This is a genomic window from Snuella lapsa, from assembly GCF_039539345.1.
Lineage (GTDB): Bacteria > Bacteroidota > Bacteroidia > Flavobacteriales > Flavobacteriaceae > Snuella > Snuella lapsa.
The window spans coordinates 98,679-115,906 of sequence record NZ_BAABCY010000034.1; the positions used below are offsets into that span (position 1 = coordinate 98,679).

19 protein-coding genes are annotated in these 17,228 nt (G+C 35.2%); 17 read left to right on the forward strand and 2 right to left on the reverse strand.

The window, feature by feature from the left end; genetic code table 11:
* Positions 1-76 precede the first annotated feature (76 nt).
* From ABD792_RS06845 to ABD792_RS06920, 16 genes are all read left to right on the forward strand, one after another.
* On the forward strand, positions 77-607 hold the full coding sequence (locus tag ABD792_RS06845; protein WP_345005126.1) for an alpha-ketoglutarate decarboxylase: 531 nt from the start codon (positions 77-79) through the stop codon (positions 605-607).
* 201 nt (positions 608-808) lie between these two features.
* Positions 809-1,309 (forward strand): c-type cytochrome, encoded by a 501-nt coding sequence (locus tag ABD792_RS06850; RefSeq protein ID WP_345005127.1) that lies wholly within the window; start codon positions 809-811, stop codon positions 1,307-1,309.
* Between the two features lie 219 nt (positions 1,310-1,528).
* Complete coding sequence (locus tag ABD792_RS06855) at positions 1,529-2,098, forward strand: fasciclin domain-containing protein (RefSeq protein ID WP_345005128.1); 570 nt, start codon at positions 1,529-1,531, stop codon at positions 2,096-2,098.
* Positions 2,099-2,121: 23 nt separating this feature from the next.
* A complete protein-coding gene (gene nosZ, locus ABD792_RS06860; protein ID WP_345005130.1) occupies positions 2,122-4,086 on the forward strand; it encodes a Sec-dependent nitrous-oxide reductase in 1,965 nt (654 codons plus the stop codon).
* A 109-nt stretch (positions 4,087-4,195) separates the two neighbouring features.
* The gene (locus ABD792_RS06865; protein ID WP_345005131.1) at positions 4,196-4,786 is read left to right on the forward strand and encodes a hypothetical protein; all 591 of its coding nucleotides are present in this window, start codon (positions 4,196-4,198) and stop codon (positions 4,784-4,786) included.
* Positions 4,787-4,824: 38 nt separating this feature from the next.
* Entirely contained in the window at positions 4,825-5,259 is a 435-nt protein-coding gene (locus ABD792_RS06870) for a nitrous oxide reductase accessory protein NosL (protein ID WP_345005132.1), read from the forward strand.
* A gap of 72 nt (positions 5,260-5,331) precedes the next feature.
* A complete protein-coding gene (locus tag ABD792_RS06875; protein ID WP_345005133.1) occupies positions 5,332-5,766 on the forward strand; it encodes a CopD family protein in 435 nt (144 codons plus the stop codon).
* A 45-nt stretch (positions 5,767-5,811) separates the two neighbouring features.
* Entirely contained in the window at positions 5,812-7,017 is a 1,206-nt protein-coding gene (locus ABD792_RS06880) for a nitrous oxide reductase family maturation protein NosD (RefSeq protein WP_345005134.1), read from the forward strand.
* Positions 7,011-7,718 (forward strand): ABC transporter ATP-binding protein, encoded by a 708-nt coding sequence (locus tag ABD792_RS06885; protein WP_345005135.1) that lies wholly within the window; start codon positions 7,011-7,013, stop codon positions 7,716-7,718. The genes ABD792_RS06880 and ABD792_RS06885 overlap by 7 nt, the downstream gene beginning before the upstream one ends.
* On the forward strand, positions 7,711-8,493 hold the full coding sequence (locus ABD792_RS06890) for an ABC transporter permease (RefSeq protein WP_345005136.1): 783 nt from the start codon (positions 7,711-7,713) through the stop codon (positions 8,491-8,493). Before ABD792_RS06885 ends, ABD792_RS06890 begins: the two co-directional genes overlap by 8 nt.
* A gap of 166 nt (positions 8,494-8,659) precedes the next feature.
* A complete protein-coding gene (locus ABD792_RS06895) occupies positions 8,660-9,091 on the forward strand; it encodes a c-type cytochrome (protein WP_199112383.1) in 432 nt (143 codons plus the stop codon).
* A gap of 169 nt (positions 9,092-9,260) precedes the next feature.
* Entirely contained in the window at positions 9,261-10,601 is a 1,341-nt protein-coding gene (locus tag ABD792_RS06900; RefSeq protein ID WP_345005137.1) for a cbb3-type cytochrome c oxidase subunit I, read from the forward strand.
* 76 nt (positions 10,602-10,677) lie between these two features.
* Entirely contained in the window at positions 10,678-11,451 is a 774-nt protein-coding gene (locus ABD792_RS06905; protein WP_345005138.1) for a CbbQ/NirQ/NorQ/GpvN family protein, read from the forward strand.
* An 81-nt stretch (positions 11,452-11,532) separates the two neighbouring features.
* Positions 11,533-13,308, forward strand: a complete 1,776-nt coding sequence (locus ABD792_RS06910) for a nitric oxide reductase activation protein NorD (RefSeq protein ID WP_345005140.1) — start codon at positions 11,533-11,535, stop codon at positions 13,306-13,308.
* A 76-nt stretch (positions 13,309-13,384) separates the two neighbouring features.
* Positions 13,385-13,966, forward strand: coding sequence for a cytochrome c oxidase subunit 3 (locus ABD792_RS06915; RefSeq protein WP_345005141.1), 582 nt, complete (start codon positions 13,385-13,387; stop codon positions 13,964-13,966).
* A gap of 1 nt (position 13,967) precedes the next feature.
* Entirely contained in the window at positions 13,968-14,207 is a 240-nt protein-coding gene (locus ABD792_RS06920; RefSeq protein WP_345005142.1) for a cytochrome C oxidase subunit IV family protein, read from the forward strand.
* A 300-nt stretch (positions 14,208-14,507) separates the two neighbouring features.
* Here ABD792_RS06920 and ABD792_RS06925 read toward each other — a convergent pair whose 3' ends face one another.
* Both ABD792_RS06925 and ABD792_RS06930 read right to left on the reverse strand, forming a co-directional pair.
* Entirely contained in the window at positions 14,508-14,957 is a 450-nt protein-coding gene (locus ABD792_RS06925) for a hypothetical protein (protein ID WP_345005143.1), read from the reverse strand.
* 19 nt (positions 14,958-14,976) lie between these two features.
* Entirely contained in the window at positions 14,977-16,317 is a 1,341-nt protein-coding gene (locus ABD792_RS06930) for a cysteine peptidase family C39 domain-containing protein (protein WP_345005144.1), read from the reverse strand.
* Between the two features lie 155 nt (positions 16,318-16,472).
* On the opposite strand from ABD792_RS06930, the gene ABD792_RS06935 reads away from it, so the two are divergent.
* Positions 16,473-17,183: a transglutaminase domain-containing protein gene (locus tag ABD792_RS06935; protein WP_345005145.1), complete on the forward strand. Its 711-nt coding sequence runs from the start codon at positions 16,473-16,475 to the stop codon at positions 17,181-17,183.
* Positions 17,184-17,228: the final 45 nt, after the last annotated feature.

The window sequence follows — 17,228 nt, forward strand, 5'->3', positions numbered from 1 at the left end:
TATATTTATAAATTGGATATTAACGGTTTTACAAATACCATATTTAATGTTAAATTTTTAACGTTTTCTTTATAAAATGGGCATTTTTGTTCTTATAAATAAAAAGTTCACTTACTTTTTCCTTGTACTCTTTGGGTTAACCTTTTCATTACCTGCTCAACAGCATACAGGTTCATTTGTTAAGCACTTAAGGTTTGGGGGCGGCATTGGTCTTAGCTTTGGTGAAGGTTACTTTGGAGGAACATTAGCCCCTAGTGCTATTTACGAATATAACAACAATCTTGCTTTCGGAATTGGACTCAATGGCACTATTAACAACCAAAAGGACACTTATAAATCTACGATTATAGGGGGCAGCCTTATTGGCTTATGCACACCGTTTAACAGTATTCAGCTTTCATCAGAATTCGAACAACTTAAAGTTAGCAGAAAATACGAAGCACATCTAAATATACGTAATGACAGCTATTGGGTTCCTGCACTATTTTTTGGTATTGGATACAGAAACGGCAACGCTACTTTTGGAATTAGATATGATGCCCTTTATGACTCCGATAAAAGTATTTATTTAGACCCATGGACACCGTTTGTAAGGTTTTACTTTTAGCATTTAATAAATTCATTTTTCGGTTTTTACCACCTCTTTTCACCCCCCTTTAATTAAAAACACAAAAGATACAAATCATTGATTTACAAAGAACAAACACATTCTTTAAAAATTAAGACATATTTATCTTAAATATGATATTTATCATATTTTTTTGAGACATGCTGAGCTAATTTTGTAGCTATTAATATTAACACCATTATGAAAAGCACATTAAATATTTTTACGACCCTATGCATATTACTTCTAATTAGTTGTGGAGGTAAAGAAGAAAAAAAGAAAGAAGGTTTTAGCTACGAAAAAAAGACCGTAACCGAACAAAAAGCTGATCCTGTTGAAACAGTACCCGCTTCAAAAAAAGTAGACCTATCCAATAAGGGTGTGGGACCAATAAGCTCACTTACCTTGCCTTCAGGGATTGACGAAACTATGGTCGCTCATGGTGCCGATGTATTCAAAAAACTATGTACTGCCTGTCATCGCCCAGACAAGAAATTCATTGGCCCATCCCCTAAAGGTGTTTTAGAACGACGTTCACCAGAATGGGTTATGAACATGATATTAAATCCAGAAGAAATGGTTCAAAAAGATCCCTTGGCAAAGGCTTTATTAATTGAATTTAACGGTTCGCCAATGGCTAACCAAAACCTATCACAAGAAGATGCTAGAGCTGTACTGGAATATTTTAGGACATTAAAATAAATTGAGAAATATAAATGAACATAGACAAACCAATCTATATGATTATTTTTTTGTGTAATTTCTGAATATGTAAAAGTTCTAAGTTTTTTCATTTTCAGTAAAAACACCCCGTGGCAGGGTCACGGGACATTTATAGGAAAGTCATTTAGATTACGAGGCTTGCCTCGAAGCAGTTAGATATTCTATTACCGATTTAATACTATAAAAAACTTCAGACAGATGAAAACCTTAAAGCAAAGCATTCTCGTATTATTATGTCTTGCTCTCTTTATTGCATGCAAAGACAATAAAAATACCACACCCTCTACAGCCACTCAAGCTGAAACACCTTCAACCGAACGTACCGGTCAAGCTTTTATTAAAGACGACGAAAGCAAACCTACTGTTCTTAGCATAGCAATTGGCTCTAAAGACCATACGACTTTAGTCGCAGCAGTACAGGCTGCCCAACTAGAAAACGCATTGGTTAACGCAGGTCCTTTAATGGTTTTTGCCCCCACAAACGAAGCCTTTAAGGCATTACCCGAAGGCACTGTGGAAAACCTGTTAAAACCTGAAAACAAAGAGGCTTTAGCCAATATTTTAAAGTACCATGTTACTCCTGGTAATTACTCGAAAGACTTTCTTAAAAAGTTTAAAAAATTGGGACAAGCCAATAATGGTTATGTGAAAGTTGAAGTAGTTGATGGAGAGCCTATAATTGGTGGTGCAAAAATCATTGCCAGTATTTCAGCAGGAAACGGTATTGTTCATGTTATAGACAAAGTGTTACTACCTCCATCAGAATAAGAAAAAACTAAATTATAAAAACAATGAAAAACATATTAAAATCAAGCATTGCCTTACTATGTGCCACCGCTTTTTTGACTAGCTGTAACAACACAGCCAATTCAAATGCAGGAGCCTTGTCGAGTAGTGCAGCCGAAAAAGTGTACGTAGCCCCTGGCGAACACGACGAATTTTACGCTTTCATTTCAGGTGGATTTAGCGGTCAGCTATCTGTTTACGGACTACCATCTGGACGACTATTCAAAGTTATCCCTGTATTCTCACAGGATGCAGAAAAAGCCTATGGCTATAACGAAGAAACAAAACCCATGTTAAATACATCTCACGGTTTTGTGCCTTGGGATGATGCTCACCACCCAGACATTTCGCAAACCAATGGTGTTATTGATGGTCGTTGGGTGTTTATTAACGGGAACAACACACCTCGTATTGCTAAAGTAGATTTATCTGTTTTTGAAACAACCGAAATTATAGAAATTCCGAATAGCGCAGGAAACCACAGCTCTTCCTTTGTAACAGAAAACTCTGAATATGTTGTGGCTGGTACACGTTTCTCGGTTCCTATCCCACAAAAAGACATGCCTATTAAAGACTATAAAGGCAATTTTAAAGGCTCCTTAACTTTTATCTCAGTTGAGCCAGAACATGGTCATATGGATATTAAATTTCAGTTAATCATGCCCGGTTTCGATTATGACTTAGCGCACCCTGGTCGAGGGGCATCTCATGGCTGGTTCTTCTTTTCTACTTACAACTCTGAAGAAGCAAGTACACTAATGGAGGTTAACGCTTCACAAAACGATAAAGATTTTATTGCCGCTGTTAACTGGAAGAAAATTGAAGAATACGTTAACAATGGAGGAGGCACCATGATGCCAGCAAATTATGCTCATAATGTTTACGATGAAGCAACCCATTCTGCTACCTCTACTATGAAAAAAGAAGTATTGGTCGTAAATCCTTCAGAAGTTCCAGGAGCAGTATTCTTATTACCAACACCAAAATCTCCTCACGGATGTGATGTCGACCCTTCTGGCGAATACATAGTTGGTAACGGAAAATTATCGGCCAACTTAACAGTACACTCCTTTACCAAAATGTTAAGCGCTATTGAAAATAAAAAGTTTGCTGGTGATGCCTATGGTATCCCAATTATAAACTTTGAAGATGTATTGGCCGGTGTTGTTGAGCAACCAGGCTTAGGCCCTTTACATACCGAATTTGACGGCAAAGGAAATGCCTATACTACCTTCTTCATTTCATCTGAAGTCGTAAAATGGAAACTAGGCACTTGGGAAGTTGTAGACAGACAACCTTGTTACTACTCTGTTGGTCACTTAATGATTCCTGGAGGGAATTCACAAAAACCATTTGGTAAATATGTACTAGCCATGAATAAAATAACCAAAGACCGTTATTTACCAACAGGACCGGAAGTTACCCAGTCGGCTCAATTATATGATATCTCTGGGGAGAAAATGGAACTATTACTAGATTTCCCCACTGTAGGGGAGCCTCATTATGCTGCAGGCTGTCCAGCCGATTTAATAAAACCGCGATCCAAAAAGATTTTCAACCTAGAAGACAACATGCATCCATATGCAGCAAAAAGTGAAGCCGACACAAAAGTAGTACGAGATGGAAACGTTGTTCATGTATACATGACAACAATACGTAGCCACTTCTCACCAGACAATATTGAAGGCATCAAAGTTGGTGACAAGGTATACTTTCATATTACCAATTTGGAGCAAGATTACGATGTGCCCCACGGTGTAAGTATGATTGGTGCCAATACATCCGAGTTATTAATTATGCCCGGACAAACCGAAACCTTCCTTTGGGAACCTAAACAAGTAGGGGTATGGCCGTTTTATTGTACCGATTTCTGTTCTGCATTACACCAAGAAATGCAAGGCTATGTTCGTGTATCTTCGGCCAACTCCAATACGCCATTAAAATGGTCACTCGGTGAAGATATAGAATAAACTAGGGAAATTTTGTTTTAGTGTTTATTTTCCTAATCAAGGCGAGAGTCGTGTTTTCGCTCTCGCCTTTCTTTTTAAAACACCTACAACGAATAGTAAACCTTTAGCAATGAAAAAGCCAAATATTATCATGCTCATAGCTGCACTGCTTCCACTAGGGTTATTTCTTTTCCCACTTTGGAAAATTACCTTAGAAGCCCCCCAGTACCCTACTCCTTTAGGCATGTATATACACATTAATGATTTTTCGGATGCCAACCCCCATGACATCAAAAACATTAATTTAATGAACCATTATGTCGGCATGAAATATATTCCTGAATCCATTCCCGAATTTAAAATATTCCCTGCCGGTATTCTTATTACCAGCCTTATAGGTTTTATTATTGCCTTTAAGGGCAACTATAAATGGTTTTTATTTTGGTTTATACTTATGGTTACTTTAAGCAGTGCCGGCTTATACGATTTTTACCTTTGGGAACATGATTATGGTCATAACCTAGATCCAAAAGCAATCATGAAGTTTACCAATCCCGATGGTTCACAAATGGGCTTTCAACCTCCTTTATTTGGCAGTAAGGACATTCTAAATTTCAAGGCCCACTCTTACCCTCGCCTAGGGGCTTTCTTTTTGGGTTTGGGAATTCTCACATCATTGATTGCTTATTTTATAGGAAAGAAAAACATTAAAAAGGTATAGCTATGTAAAAACTCTTCAAAAACATTAAAACACTAAAGATGAAAACACTAAAACACTATTCAATACTCATATTACTACCAATACTTATTGGCTGTAATATAAAACCACAAGCTATAGACTATGGCAATGACGCTTGTCATTTTTGTAGAATGACCATTGTAGATAAAGTTCATGCAGCTGAAATAGTTACCAACAAAGGCAAAGTTTATAAGTTTGATGCCTCCGAATGCATGGTTCATTTCATAAAGGAATTCGACACCAGCCAAGTTGCATTGTACCTAGTAAATAATTATACCCAACCCGAATCTCTTGTCGATGCCACAAAAGCAACATTTTTAATTAGCAAGGCATTACCAAGTCCGATGGGTGCATTCTTAACAGCTTTTAAAAATAAAGGCGATGCAGAGCAAGTGCAAAACGAAAAAGGAGGCGAACTATACTCTTGGAGTACACTGCAAACTGTTATTGATTAACATGTTACCCCTCAACTAACTTAGAGAGGATTTTAAAAACCTATTTGTTTAATACCAAACCAAGCAGCAATAATGTTGTTAAAATTTTTAATTTTTATTCATATCATCTGTGCTACTATTTGGACTGGTGGGCACTTGATTTTATGCCTAACTATTTTACCAAAAGCTCTGGCTAAAAACGATTTTTCAATTATTGAGAGCTTCGAAACCAAATACGAGCGCATTGGTTTGCCAGCATTGATAATTTTACTGCTTACTGGTATTTACTTTACTACAGTTTACACAACAAATTTATTGGATCTCAATTTTACAGATCACTATACCAGACACATTCTTATTAAATTTTTATTATTAATTTCAACACTGTTACTGGCTTTGCATGCCAGATTTGTATTAATTCCAAAACGAGCACTAAAACCTTTAAGCTATCATATTATACTGGTTACCACATTAGCTGTTTTGTTTGTGTTTGTTGGTTTCAGTGCAAGATCAGGAGGTTTACTTTAATTAACAATGAGGATACACACAACATATTGCCTACTATGCCTGCTAATGTTATTTGCCAAAATTGCATATGCGAATACCATTGAAGTATGTAATAACTGCCAAATAACAAGCTTGAAGGAAGCAATTACCTATGCAAAACCTAATGATACCGTTTTGGTAAAGAAGGGCCTTTATAAAGAACATAGTATCAATATTAACAAACCGCTTATCATCATTGGTAAAAACTATCCGGTTATTGATGGTGAATACAAAGGCGAAATTATTACCATTACTTCAGACAACGTAACCCTGGACGGATTATTCATAATTAATGTAGGTACAAGTTATACTGAAGATTACGCAGCTATTCGCATTAAAAAGAGTAAACACTTTACCATTAAGAATAATGTACTGGAAAAATTGTTTTTTGGCATTTATCTTGAAAAATCAAACTATGGGAAGGTAATTCAAAACAAAATCATTGGCGAAGCCATAGAGGAGTATAACTCTGGAAACGGTATTCAATTATGGTACAGTAACCACATAGATATTGAACACAATTATGTAGAGCATGTACGTGATGGCATTTACCTTGAATTCTCAGATAATTGCACAATAAAAAATAACGTAAGTGCTTTAAATTTACGCTATGGCCTACATTTTATGTTTTCGAACAATGATGTTTACCAGAATAATACCTTCGAAAAGAATGGTGCTGGTGTTGCTGTGATGTTTTCAAAAAAAATAAAAATGTTGGATAATACTTTTAAGGAAAACTGGGGCACAGCATCTTACGGACTTCTTTTAAAAGAAATTAATGACGCCGAGATTTCCAGAAACACCTTTGAAGAAAACACCATTGGTATTAACATAGAGGGATCGAACCGTATTATTTACAAAAACAACAACTTCATTAATAATGGGTGGGCCGTTAAAGTGCGGGGCGCCTGCTATACCAACAGTTTTTTAGAAAACAATTTCTTGTACAATTCATTTGACATTTCTTATAACAGCAAGGTGAACGACAATATTTTTGACAGAAATTTTTGGAGCAATTATACGGGTTACGATCTGGACAAAAATGGTATTGGCGATGTTCCCTACCGCCCCGTAAAATTATTTTCGTACATCGTAAATCGTACACCAGAAACCATTATTTTACTACGTAGTTTGTTTATAGACCTTATTGATTTTTCTGAAAAAGTGTCTCCGGTATTTACACCAGACAACCTTTTAGACAACAACCCTTCAACAAAAAAAATAACATGGTAACGATTCAGAATCTACATAAAAAGTTTAACAAAAATGTGGTTTTAAGTGGTGTTAACTTAGACATCAATGCGGGCGGCATATTTGCTGTTTTAGGCCCCAACGGATCTGGAAAAACTACGCTCATTAAGTCTATATTAGGGATGGTTATACCAAACAAGGGTAATATTAATGTACTTGGAAATAACATTAAAAACAACTCCAATTACAGGAGTCAAATAGATTACCTGCCCCAAATTGCCAATTTCCCAAGTAACTTAAAAGTTAGGGAGCTCATTAAAATGATTAAGGATTTAAGGGGCAACACCACCAAAGAAAGCGATTTAATTAAACTTTTTAAACTCGAACCCTTTTTAGACAAGAAATTAGGCAATCTGTCGGGCGGCACTAAACAAAAAGTAAATATCGTTTTAACCTTTATGTTTGATAGCCCCTTGATTATTTTGGACGAACCTACTACCGGATTGGATCCTATTTCCCTTATTCGATTAAAGGAATTGATACAAAAGGAAAAAGCCAAGGGCAAAACCATTTTAATCACATCGCATATCATGGGTTTTGTTGAAGAGGTATCTGATGAAATTGTGTTTTTACTAGAAGGCAAAATATATTTCAAAGGCTCTATTTCGGATTTAAAAATAAAAACCAATCAACCCGATTTTGAACATGCAATAGCATCAATACTGACAAACAATCATGCTTAAAATATTAAAATATAGTTTTTTCGACCTCATGCGCAGCCGTTGGAGCTACGTTTACTTTGCCTTCTATTTGTTACTCGGCATTGTACTCCTCTTTTTAAACAACGACCTGTCTAAAGCGGTTATCACCTTAATGAACGTTATAATTGTACTTGTACCCTTAATAGGCACCATTTTTGGCGTGATGTACTATTACAATTCCAAAGAATTTACCGAGCTCCTTCTGGCGCAACCCCTAAAACGTACTTCTATATTTTTAGGACAATATCTTGGTGTTGCCTTTTCACTTTCTGTGAGTTTAATTTTAGGCTTAGGTATTCCCTTTATATTTTACGGCTTGTTTAAATCATCAGCAATATGGGATTTTTCCCTTCTATTAATAACAGGTTCTTTTTTAACCTTCATATTTACAGCCCTTGCCTTTAATATAGCCTTATCCAATGAAAACAAAATCAAGGGCTTTGGCTATGCCATTTTACTTTGGTTATTACTTGCTATTATCTACGATGGGATTTTTTTAATGTCTTTAATTCTATTTGAAGACTATCCCCTTGACAAATTATCTTTGGTTGGCACCTTGCTAAACCCTATAGATCTATCACGAACCCTTATTTTATTAAAGCTAGATATTTCTGCACTTTTAGGATATACTGGAGCCATATTCAAAAAATTCTTTGGCACCAATTTCGGATTAATTGTATCGTTTACGACACTAGTCCTCTGGGTAATCTTGCCCGTATTGCGCATTGTACACAAATCCAAAAGAAAAGACTTTTAAATTTAATTATAAGAACTGACAAATGTCATGTTTTTCCTTTCACTTAACCACTACCTTTGAGACTATTTTAAAATAGGATAAAATTGTCCTTAATAAAAAACTGGCTTTAATCAACCTATTTTTCAATTTAATAAGCAAGTATAATACGAATCAAAAACTAAAAACAATGTTATCAAAAAAACAAGCACGAGCCTTTTTTCTTGGCGGAACTGTAATTACGTTTCTGATATTTATTGGTCTTACGATTTTTTCTTTCAGCAAAGCCCAAGACCAAAGCAATGACGAAAACATAACAGAAGCAGTTGTAAAAGGTAAAGAACTCTGGGAAGCAAACAACTGTATGGGTTGTCATACCATTTTGGGAGAAGGCGCCTATTACGCCCCAGAACTCACTAAAGTAGTTGAACGAAGAGGTGAAGGCTATATTAAAGCAGTATTAACAACACCCGTGGACTGGGCTCCCAATGGCAGAAAAATGGTAGCCTATGGTTTTTCTCAAGAAGAAGCTGCCGACTTAATCGCTTTTTTTAATTGGATTGGAAAAATTGATTTAAACGGATTTGACACAGTCGTTTCTCCATTAGCGAAAGATGAATAACTAACTGAAAATATAAACAGATGAAACGAACATTAACAAATTTAAAAAATTGCTTCACAAAAAGTAATGTTTAAAATTTTTAATGTGAGAACGAGTGCAACGAGAGCTTACATTCGTTCTTAATTTTATAATTAACATATAGTCAAAATAATTACTAAAATTTAAACGAATGAAATATAAATCACAAAAAGTAGCGTATTGGTTCTTTACCCTTTCAATGTTATTGTTTGGCTTACAAATCGTATATGGTTTTATCATGGGTTCTGCCCATGCTGGCTATGATGGACTACATAGCATTATCCCATTTAACACCGCAAGAGCCGTCCACACAAATTTATTGGTAGTATGGTTATTGTCTGGTTTCATGGGAGCCGCTTATTATATAATCCCGGAAGAGGCCCAACGCGAGTTGGTAAATGTAAAATTGGCCTACGTGCAATTAATAAGCTTAGCTGTTGTAGGTGTTATTGCCATTGTGGGCTATCATTTTAACTACTGGGAAGGTCGTAAATTTTTAGAAATCCCAAGGCCTTTAGACTATCTGGTTGTTGTAAACGTATTGTTGTTTTTAGGACTTATACTAGCAACCTTATTTAAAGGAAAACGAAAAACAACTACAGCTCTAGTACTTTCTATGGGCTTGCTTTTTGCTGCCTTACTTTATCTTCCTGGCATGCTTCCCTTTGACAGTCAAGTGAAAGATTCATTCTTTAGATGGTGGGTTGTTCACCTTTGGGTAGAAGGTGTTTGGGAACTCATTATGGGTGGTATTTTATCATTCTTACTCATAAAACTTACTGGTGTAGACAGGGAAGTTATTGAAAAATGGCTGTATGTAATTGTAGGGCTTACATTCCTTTCGGGAGTATTGGGTACAGGTCACCACTACTACTACATTGGTGTAAACAAAATTTGGTTAATTGTAGGTGGAATTTTCTCTGCTCTTGAACCATTAGCCTTTTTGGCCATGGCTCTATTCGCAGTAAACATGTATAGAAAAGGCGAAAAGAAACACCCAAATAAGCTAGCCTTGTATTGGACTCTTGGTGCTGCCATTGTATCCTTTATGGGCGCAGGCTTATTAGGATTTGCCCATACACTTCCACAAACCAATAAATATACACATGGTACTCTGGTAACTGCCATGCATGGCCATCTCGCCTTTTGGGGAGCCTATGCCATGATCGTTTTGGCCATTATTAGTTATAGCTTGCCCAATATGACAGGACGAAAATTATATGAAAGCACCAGAGGAAGAGTGGCCTTTTGGTTATCTAATATAGGTATGATTGGTATGACGGTTGCTTTTGGTGTAGCTGGTGTTGCCCAAGTATATTTGGAACGTAAGTTTAAGATGGAATTCATGGAGGTCCAAAAGGAAATAGAAATACATTTTATAGTTCTTATACTATGCGCCACATTATTCCTAACGGGTATCATCTCTTACATGATAGATTTTTATAAGCATGGAAAACCCAACGACGAAGCCTTGGAAGCTGTATCAAATTAAAACCTAATAACTTAAAAACCAGAGCTAACATTTTCATGTAGTCTCTGGTTTTTAACCCTAAAACACTAAAAACAAGATGAGCATTCCTTATTATCACGCTATAGGCAAAGAGCTTATGGTCTTCGAGCATGCCTATAACTGTAAGATTCCATTTTTACTAAAAGGGCCTACAGGCACTGGTAAGTCTCGCTTTATAGAACATATGGCTTATAAATTAGATACTAAACTTATAACCATTTCTTGTCACGAAGAGACTTCTTCTACCGATTTAATTGGGCGATTCATTATAAAAGGTGCCGAAACTGTTTGGCTAGACGGCCCCCTTACAACAGCTGTTAAAGAAGGCCACATTTTATATTTAGACGAAATTGCAGAAGCAAGACCAGATGTTATAGTTGCTATCCACTCATTGACCGATCATAGACGGGAACTGTTTATAGACAAACTAGGAAAAACCATAAAGGCGCACGAAAACTTTATGCTGGCCGCCTCTTTTAACCCTGGTTACCAACGTGGATTTAAAGAACTCAAACCCTCCACCAGACAGCGCTTTGTTGCCATCTCCTTTGCTTATCCCAAAGCAAAAATAGAAGCTGATATTTTGGTATCGGAAACAGGTATCACTTTAGATATTGCTAAAAAACTGGTAAACATTGCTGCCAAAATTAGAAACTTAACAGAATTAGGCTTAACCGAAACCGTATCTACCAGATTACTAGTCGATGCGGCCAAACTAATTCATATAGGCCTACCAAAACGCTTAGCCGTTCATGTAGCTGTAGTAGAACCTCTAACAGATGACCTTGAAGTCATTCAAGCCCTTAAAGATTTAAGCGATTTAATGATATAAGTCCGTATGCAGTTTACAGTCGCAGTAAACAGTTATAAATAACTAATAGTGACTGAAAACTGATACTGAAAACTGAAAACTATGTTTGAATTCGAACCAGATGAATATATTTTCACCAAGTTTGCCTTCTTCTTTAAAAAAAGGAAAAAAAGAAGGGAAGCACAACTTGAGCACGCTGTAAACTTAAACGATATAAAACCAAGGTTAACAATTTTTGCCCGTGCTATTACTGGCGAATCCATAGAAATTTTTGAAGCCGAACGCGAAGGCGGTTATAGAAACAACAACTTCTTTTTACCTACTAGGTTTTATGATTTTAAAACAGAAGCACAGAATCTTTCTTTTTATCTATTCAGGGTACTATACTTATCCGTTCAAAAAAACTTAAACCTAAACTGGAATGACAACATAGAACACGATTTAGAAGAATCTCGACAAAAAGCAAAAGCAACATCGCATACCGTTTTAAAAACCCTATTCGCCCAGTTTCCCATTACAGAGAAATACCATCAAGAATTTATAGCACACTACAAGGCCAAAGCCACCGAAAAACAAGCTATAGACGATACATTTATATATGGAAAATGGATGCGTAACGACATTACGAACAACACTGTAGCGCCACTGGAAAATTTTACGGATCAAGTAAAAAAAGCCTATAAAGAACAAGAAAAGACCATACTAAAATCGAAAGCCGTAGAAGAGATCATTTCGGTTCAAGTTGATCAAAAACAATTAGAAGATGCCGTTTTACAACATCAGTTTGAAAAAGTTGAAACAGCCGAAGAATTTGGCGGTAACTTTAGAGATATGGATGGTGACGACGATTTAGAAGATCATGCTAATGCTCTAGACGAAGTTAACATGAAGCATACCGTTAGAATTGACGATACTGCGCACTCAATTTACCAAGCCGATTTTATCGAAAATACGACCATTGCTGAAAGTTCGGAAAGCGAAAGCCAAGGTCACTATTTAACTTATGATGAGTGGAGCTATACAGACCGCTCATACAAGGAAGACTTTTGCAAGGTATACCCAAAAACACAATTAAAAACAGATGTTACATTTTACAAAAAAACACTTAACAGTAACCGGTCTACATTAATGGGCTTACGAAAAATGCTTACATCTGTTAACAATAAATACCAGCAACAAAGAAGGCAACCCCAAGGCGAAGAACTCGATATTGATGCAATAACCGATCTGTTCATCGATGCTAAATCTGGACATACTCCCTCAGACAAGATATACCTCTCTAAACGAAAAAAGGAAAAGGATCTATCCATTTTACTATTACTGGACATTAGCCTTTCTAGCGATGGCTATGCCGCCGGAAACCGCGTAATCGACGTAGAAAAGCAAGTATCGATTCTGTTTGGTGAGATACTAAACGAGTTCAACATCGATTTTTCTATCGATTGTTTCTATTCCAAAACCCGAAACCGCTCCAGTTATTTAAGCTTAAAAGACTTTGACGAAAACTGGGATACAGCAAAATATAAAGTAGGCGCCATAGAACCTAGTGGCTACACGCGAATAGGTGCCGCTTTACGGCACTCTGGTGCTCTACTGGATAAACGTGATACCAAAAACAAATGGGTCATTCTAATTTCTGATGGCAAACCAAACGATTATGACAAATATGAAGGCAAATATGGCATCAACGACGTAAAGCAAGCTTTAAGGGAATTAAATGAGCGGCAAATAAACTCTTATGCCCTGGCAATTGAAGCACAAGCCAAATACTATTTACCTCAAATGTTTGGACAAAACCATTATCAAATACTCACAAATCCTGTTGAGTTGTTACAATCCTTAGTAAAACTCTACGAAAAAATAAAGCACCAATCCTAAACACAAAAATCACCTCTCCATAGCCAACACGGCTTAATACAAAAAAAGATTGTTAAACTGGGATTAATTCAATAGCATGCAAACACAGCAAATAAACCATAAAAACTTTTACTTCCCTCCAGGAGGCATTTTAATCTGGATCATCATATTTCTAGAACTACTCACCTTTGGCATAGCTCTAATAGCCATGCTTTATTATGGCAATCAGGATGTAGAGGGATTTAACAGTTCCAGATTAAAGCTAAATACCACTTATGGCATGTTAAACACCCTATTTTTATTGACCAGCGGCTATTTTATGGCGGTTTCGGTAACGGCTTTAAAAAAAGGAGATAAAAGAACCTTTAATAAACTACTGTTTTATACCGTACTCTTTGGTGTTTTGTTTTTATGCTTAAAAAGTTTGGAATACTATGAAAAACTTAGCGAAGGTATTGGCATTGCTTACAATACATTTTTTACTTTCTATTGGATGCTTACTCTGTTTCATGTTATCCATGTTGTTGTGGGGCTTGTCATTTTAACCAGTGTCTATTTTGGAATAAGAAAAGAAACATCCAATACAACAATTGAGGACGTTGAAGCCAGTGCCGCATTTTGGCACATGTGCGACCTCATTTGGATCATGCTTTTTCCCGTTATTTATTTAATATTTTGATATGCAAAAAATCGCAACAACAACTTGGATTATCTTAATAATATTAACGATAAGCTCTGCACTAATTTTTAAACTAGATGGCAGTTATGTAACTATAATTATACTTATCCTATCTGCTTTAAAGTTTTTAGGTATTTCCTTTCAGTTTATGGAAATGAAAAAAGCTCATATGGCCTGGAAAACCATAATTATTAGCTTTATTATTGTATTTGTTATGGGGCAATTATTGATTATTGCTTAGAAAAAAATCTTTTTAACACATTAATTGTCAAATAACCAATAACTACTAATCCGATCACAATAAAACTTAAGTACAAATAACTAATCATGTAATAAGTATAATAAATATTAATTGTTAAAGTCTCCTTCCTAAAAGCCAAGCCTAGGATAAAGATTATTGTTATCAAAAGAAAAACCTTTTTCATTGATTTAAATTTACACAAAAACAAATATACTTTTCCTTAAACAATTGATTTACTCAGCTTGAATTAACTTTTATATAAGGTAACTCAAATACTACCAATACGAATGTGCCTTTCTATCATAGTTTTAATTCTCCCTTATACCTAAGCACATGCTTATGTTTTATATTTCTTATAATTAACCAATTTTTATTTATTTCCTTTATTTCACAAACAGAAATTTTATCAGGTCCATCGTCTTTCTTTTCTCTAATGAAACGACTAATTATATACTTTCCATTAGATACTTTACCTACCTTATTAGAATCAAATTCCTGGTCTATAGTATTAGAAAGATAATACTCTGAATGTTCTGAAAACTCAAATCCTTTTTTATTAAAATAGTGAGTAATTTGATTGGCATCATATTTATCTGAAACCTCTTTATCAGTTAATCCCTGCATGTGCCATGTTTTAGTTTGAAGCAACTCTAAAGTACTTTCTTTATTGTTTTGAGCCTCAACATTATGAGTAATCAACATTATAAAAATATTTGCTAAAATTACGAAGTTAAATTTATATTTTTTCATGATATATTAGTTTTAAAATTTATTTACAAGATGCTATAGTTATTACATAATTTTTCAAAAAATATGAAGATGGGGCTTCCTTAAACTTCCCTTCTTCAGGATCCATATAAATAATATCCCCACTTGATTTATAGCCAACAACAGCAACGTTATGTGATGAATTAGGAATAGATGACGGAACATTAGTCATTATTATATTACCATTATCAATAGCATTAGTAAAACCACTAAAAGCTACCGTATTAAAATGTCTGTTTACAAAATTATTTATATCCGAATAATCCACACCATCATAAAATACATTACCATCAAAGGTCAAATTATAATCCATAATATATGTTCCTTCATTAGTTGAACCCCCACAAAATTCGTTATTTATATATTCCATAATTGAAGTTACACAAGTGTTCGGTATTTGCACAGACATAGTTGATTTCAATCCTGTCTTACATAATTTATCGCCACTTTGTGGGTTGTAAGATCCTGATGTACCTCCACCTCCTCCTGCATAAGGATCCGGATCTTCAGTCTCTGGTGCACAAATGGTAAAGCTTTCTGTAATTTCGTCCCAGGTTTCACAAGTAGTACCTGAGTAATATTGAAAATATTCGTCATCTGTTTCACCAATACTATACCAATCTGTACATTGCTCATAAGTAGTAATGCCATAATATGTTTGGCAATCTGATGACGACTTCGCCGTCGATGCAGTTTTCGAAACGGTTGAAGATTTTGATTCTCCCTTTGTTACCTTCCCTGTCACCTTTCCATTCGTAAGCTCCCATCCATTAACAAAATCACCCATAACCGTATAAAAGAGCACCATTCCAGAATAATCGTTATCCTTTTTCAGGTACGTATTGTTCCATTGTTGGAACTTCTTCTTTTCTATGTAGCTCGTTTCTCCAACCATAGTCATGATATAACTCTCTATTGAATTATCATTTTTATTCTTTATAATTACCAATCTCGATAAAGACAGAAAATAGTCTCTATTATTTGTTTCCCTCCATTTATTATAAGAGTTCATACTTGCATGACCAATTCTTCCCATGGACTTTAAAGCTACCTCTACAACTTCCAGGTGTCCTTTTTTAGAAGTAAAAGCATGTTCCCAGTCATTTTGAAAAACTATAGGTTTGTCAGTTTTCTTTTCTTCACTGGATTTAGCATTTTCATTACCTAATCCAGATAACAATATTATCGGGCTATTATTGGCTTCAAACCAAGTCCTAGCTTCTTCTATTCCAAAAGAAGCATTCGTTGAATCATCAAAAAGCTCCTGATCCTTTTGGCAGGAGTAAACTAGTAAAAGTAACACAATTACTGTTCCACAAACTTTAAAAAGTGATTTTTTCATTTCCACAAATTAAAACATTCTTTACATTGCCGTACGAATATACCTACAATCAAGGAAATAGAACTAGGGTTTCACCTTAGAATAATCAAGGTGTTTCTATCAATTAGAAATTAGCTTTATGTATATATTTATCTCTTATTCAAACAAATCATGCAGTGAGAATTACAAACCCCTTAACTACAACAGGAATTATTATTTTAGTTTTTAGTGGTTTATATTATGTAAATCTTGTGTATGCGTTTGTCGACCTCAAAGAAGACAACTATACTAAATCATTGATTTTCACAAAGAAAACATTACCAAACCACAAGACAGACTATAAAAAACTAGTAAACAATAAAGGAGAATTTGTACAATTTTTCCCTTATGATTATGACAACCTATACCAGGCCAAAGCGATATTGGATTCTTTAAAAAAGATTTATGCATTGGTTAAAATTGAAGAGGAAGATCATTGGAAAATATCTGAAGAACAGCTTAAAAACCATGTACAGGTATCTGTTGACACCTGGAAAACCTCTAAATTTTCCAAACATATCAGTTTTGAAAGTTTTTGTAATTATATACTCCCTTACCGCATTGAAAATGAAAAATTATCTGACTATCGTACACAGGTTTTGAATACATTCTCTCAGGTACTCGATAGCATTCAATCACTGGAAACACCAAAACAGGCCGTTAGTGCAATAAATAATGAATTCAAAAAGAAACTTGCTTTTGATCTTCGTTCTCATGTCGATTTAAATAATCCTAGTGTTTTAGAGGTTTTATCGCAGCAAAAAGGAAGCTGTAAATCCATTACTCAATTTACAGCGCTTGCTATGCGATCAATGGGATTAGCCGTCAGACTGTCTCAAAACCTATGATACTTCAAGATGATTTGTTATCTTGAAACATGGAATACTTACAAG

Bases quoted from the DNA above. Each gene is read 5' to 3' on its own strand.
- ABD792_RS06865 (WP_345005131.1), top strand. From the start codon at position 4,196: ATGAAAAAGCCAAATATTATCATGCTCATAGCTGCACTGCTTCCACTA.
- ABD792_RS06920 (WP_345005142.1), top strand. From the start codon at position 13,968: ATGCAAAAAATCGCAACAACAACTTGGATTATCTTAATAATATTAACG.
- ABD792_RS06880 (WP_345005134.1), top strand. From the start codon at position 5,812: ATGTTATTTGCCAAAATTGCATATGCGAATACCATTGAAGTATGTAAT.
- ABD792_RS06930 (WP_345005144.1), bottom strand. From the start codon at position 16,317: ATGAAAAAATCACTTTTTAAAGTTTGTGGAACAGTAATTGTGTTACTT.
- ABD792_RS06905 (WP_345005138.1), top strand. From the start codon at position 10,678: ATGAGCATTCCTTATTATCACGCTATAGGCAAAGAGCTTATGGTCTTC.
- ABD792_RS06850 (WP_345005127.1), top strand. From the start codon at position 809: ATGAAAAGCACATTAAATATTTTTACGACCCTATGCATATTACTTCTA.
- ABD792_RS06845 (WP_345005126.1), top strand. From the start codon at position 77: ATGGGCATTTTTGTTCTTATAAATAAAAAGTTCACTTACTTTTTCCTT.
- ABD792_RS06875 (WP_345005133.1), top strand. From the start codon at position 5,332: ATGTTGTTAAAATTTTTAATTTTTATTCATATCATCTGTGCTACTATT.
- ABD792_RS06855 (WP_345005128.1), top strand. From the start codon at position 1,529: ATGAAAACCTTAAAGCAAAGCATTCTCGTATTATTATGTCTTGCTCTC.
- ABD792_RS06900 (WP_345005137.1), top strand. From the start codon at position 9,261: ATGAAATATAAATCACAAAAAGTAGCGTATTGGTTCTTTACCCTTTCA.
- ABD792_RS06910 (WP_345005140.1), top strand. From the start codon at position 11,533: ATGTTTGAATTCGAACCAGATGAATATATTTTCACCAAGTTTGCCTTC.
- nosZ (WP_345005130.1), top strand. From the start codon at position 2,122: ATGAAAAACATATTAAAATCAAGCATTGCCTTACTATGTGCCACCGCT.
- ABD792_RS06895 (WP_199112383.1), top strand. From the start codon at position 8,660: ATGTTATCAAAAAAACAAGCACGAGCCTTTTTTCTTGGCGGAACTGTA.
- ABD792_RS06925 (WP_345005143.1), bottom strand. From the start codon at position 14,957: ATGAAAAAATATAAATTTAACTTCGTAATTTTAGCAAATATTTTTATA.
- ABD792_RS06915 (WP_345005141.1), top strand. From the start codon at position 13,385: ATGCAAACACAGCAAATAAACCATAAAAACTTTTACTTCCCTCCAGGA.
- ABD792_RS06870 (WP_345005132.1), top strand. From the start codon at position 4,825: ATGAAAACACTAAAACACTATTCAATACTCATATTACTACCAATACTT.
- ABD792_RS06890 (WP_345005136.1), top strand. From the start codon at position 7,711: ATGCTTAAAATATTAAAATATAGTTTTTTCGACCTCATGCGCAGCCGT.
- ABD792_RS06885 (WP_345005135.1), top strand. From the start codon at position 7,011: ATGGTAACGATTCAGAATCTACATAAAAAGTTTAACAAAAATGTGGTT.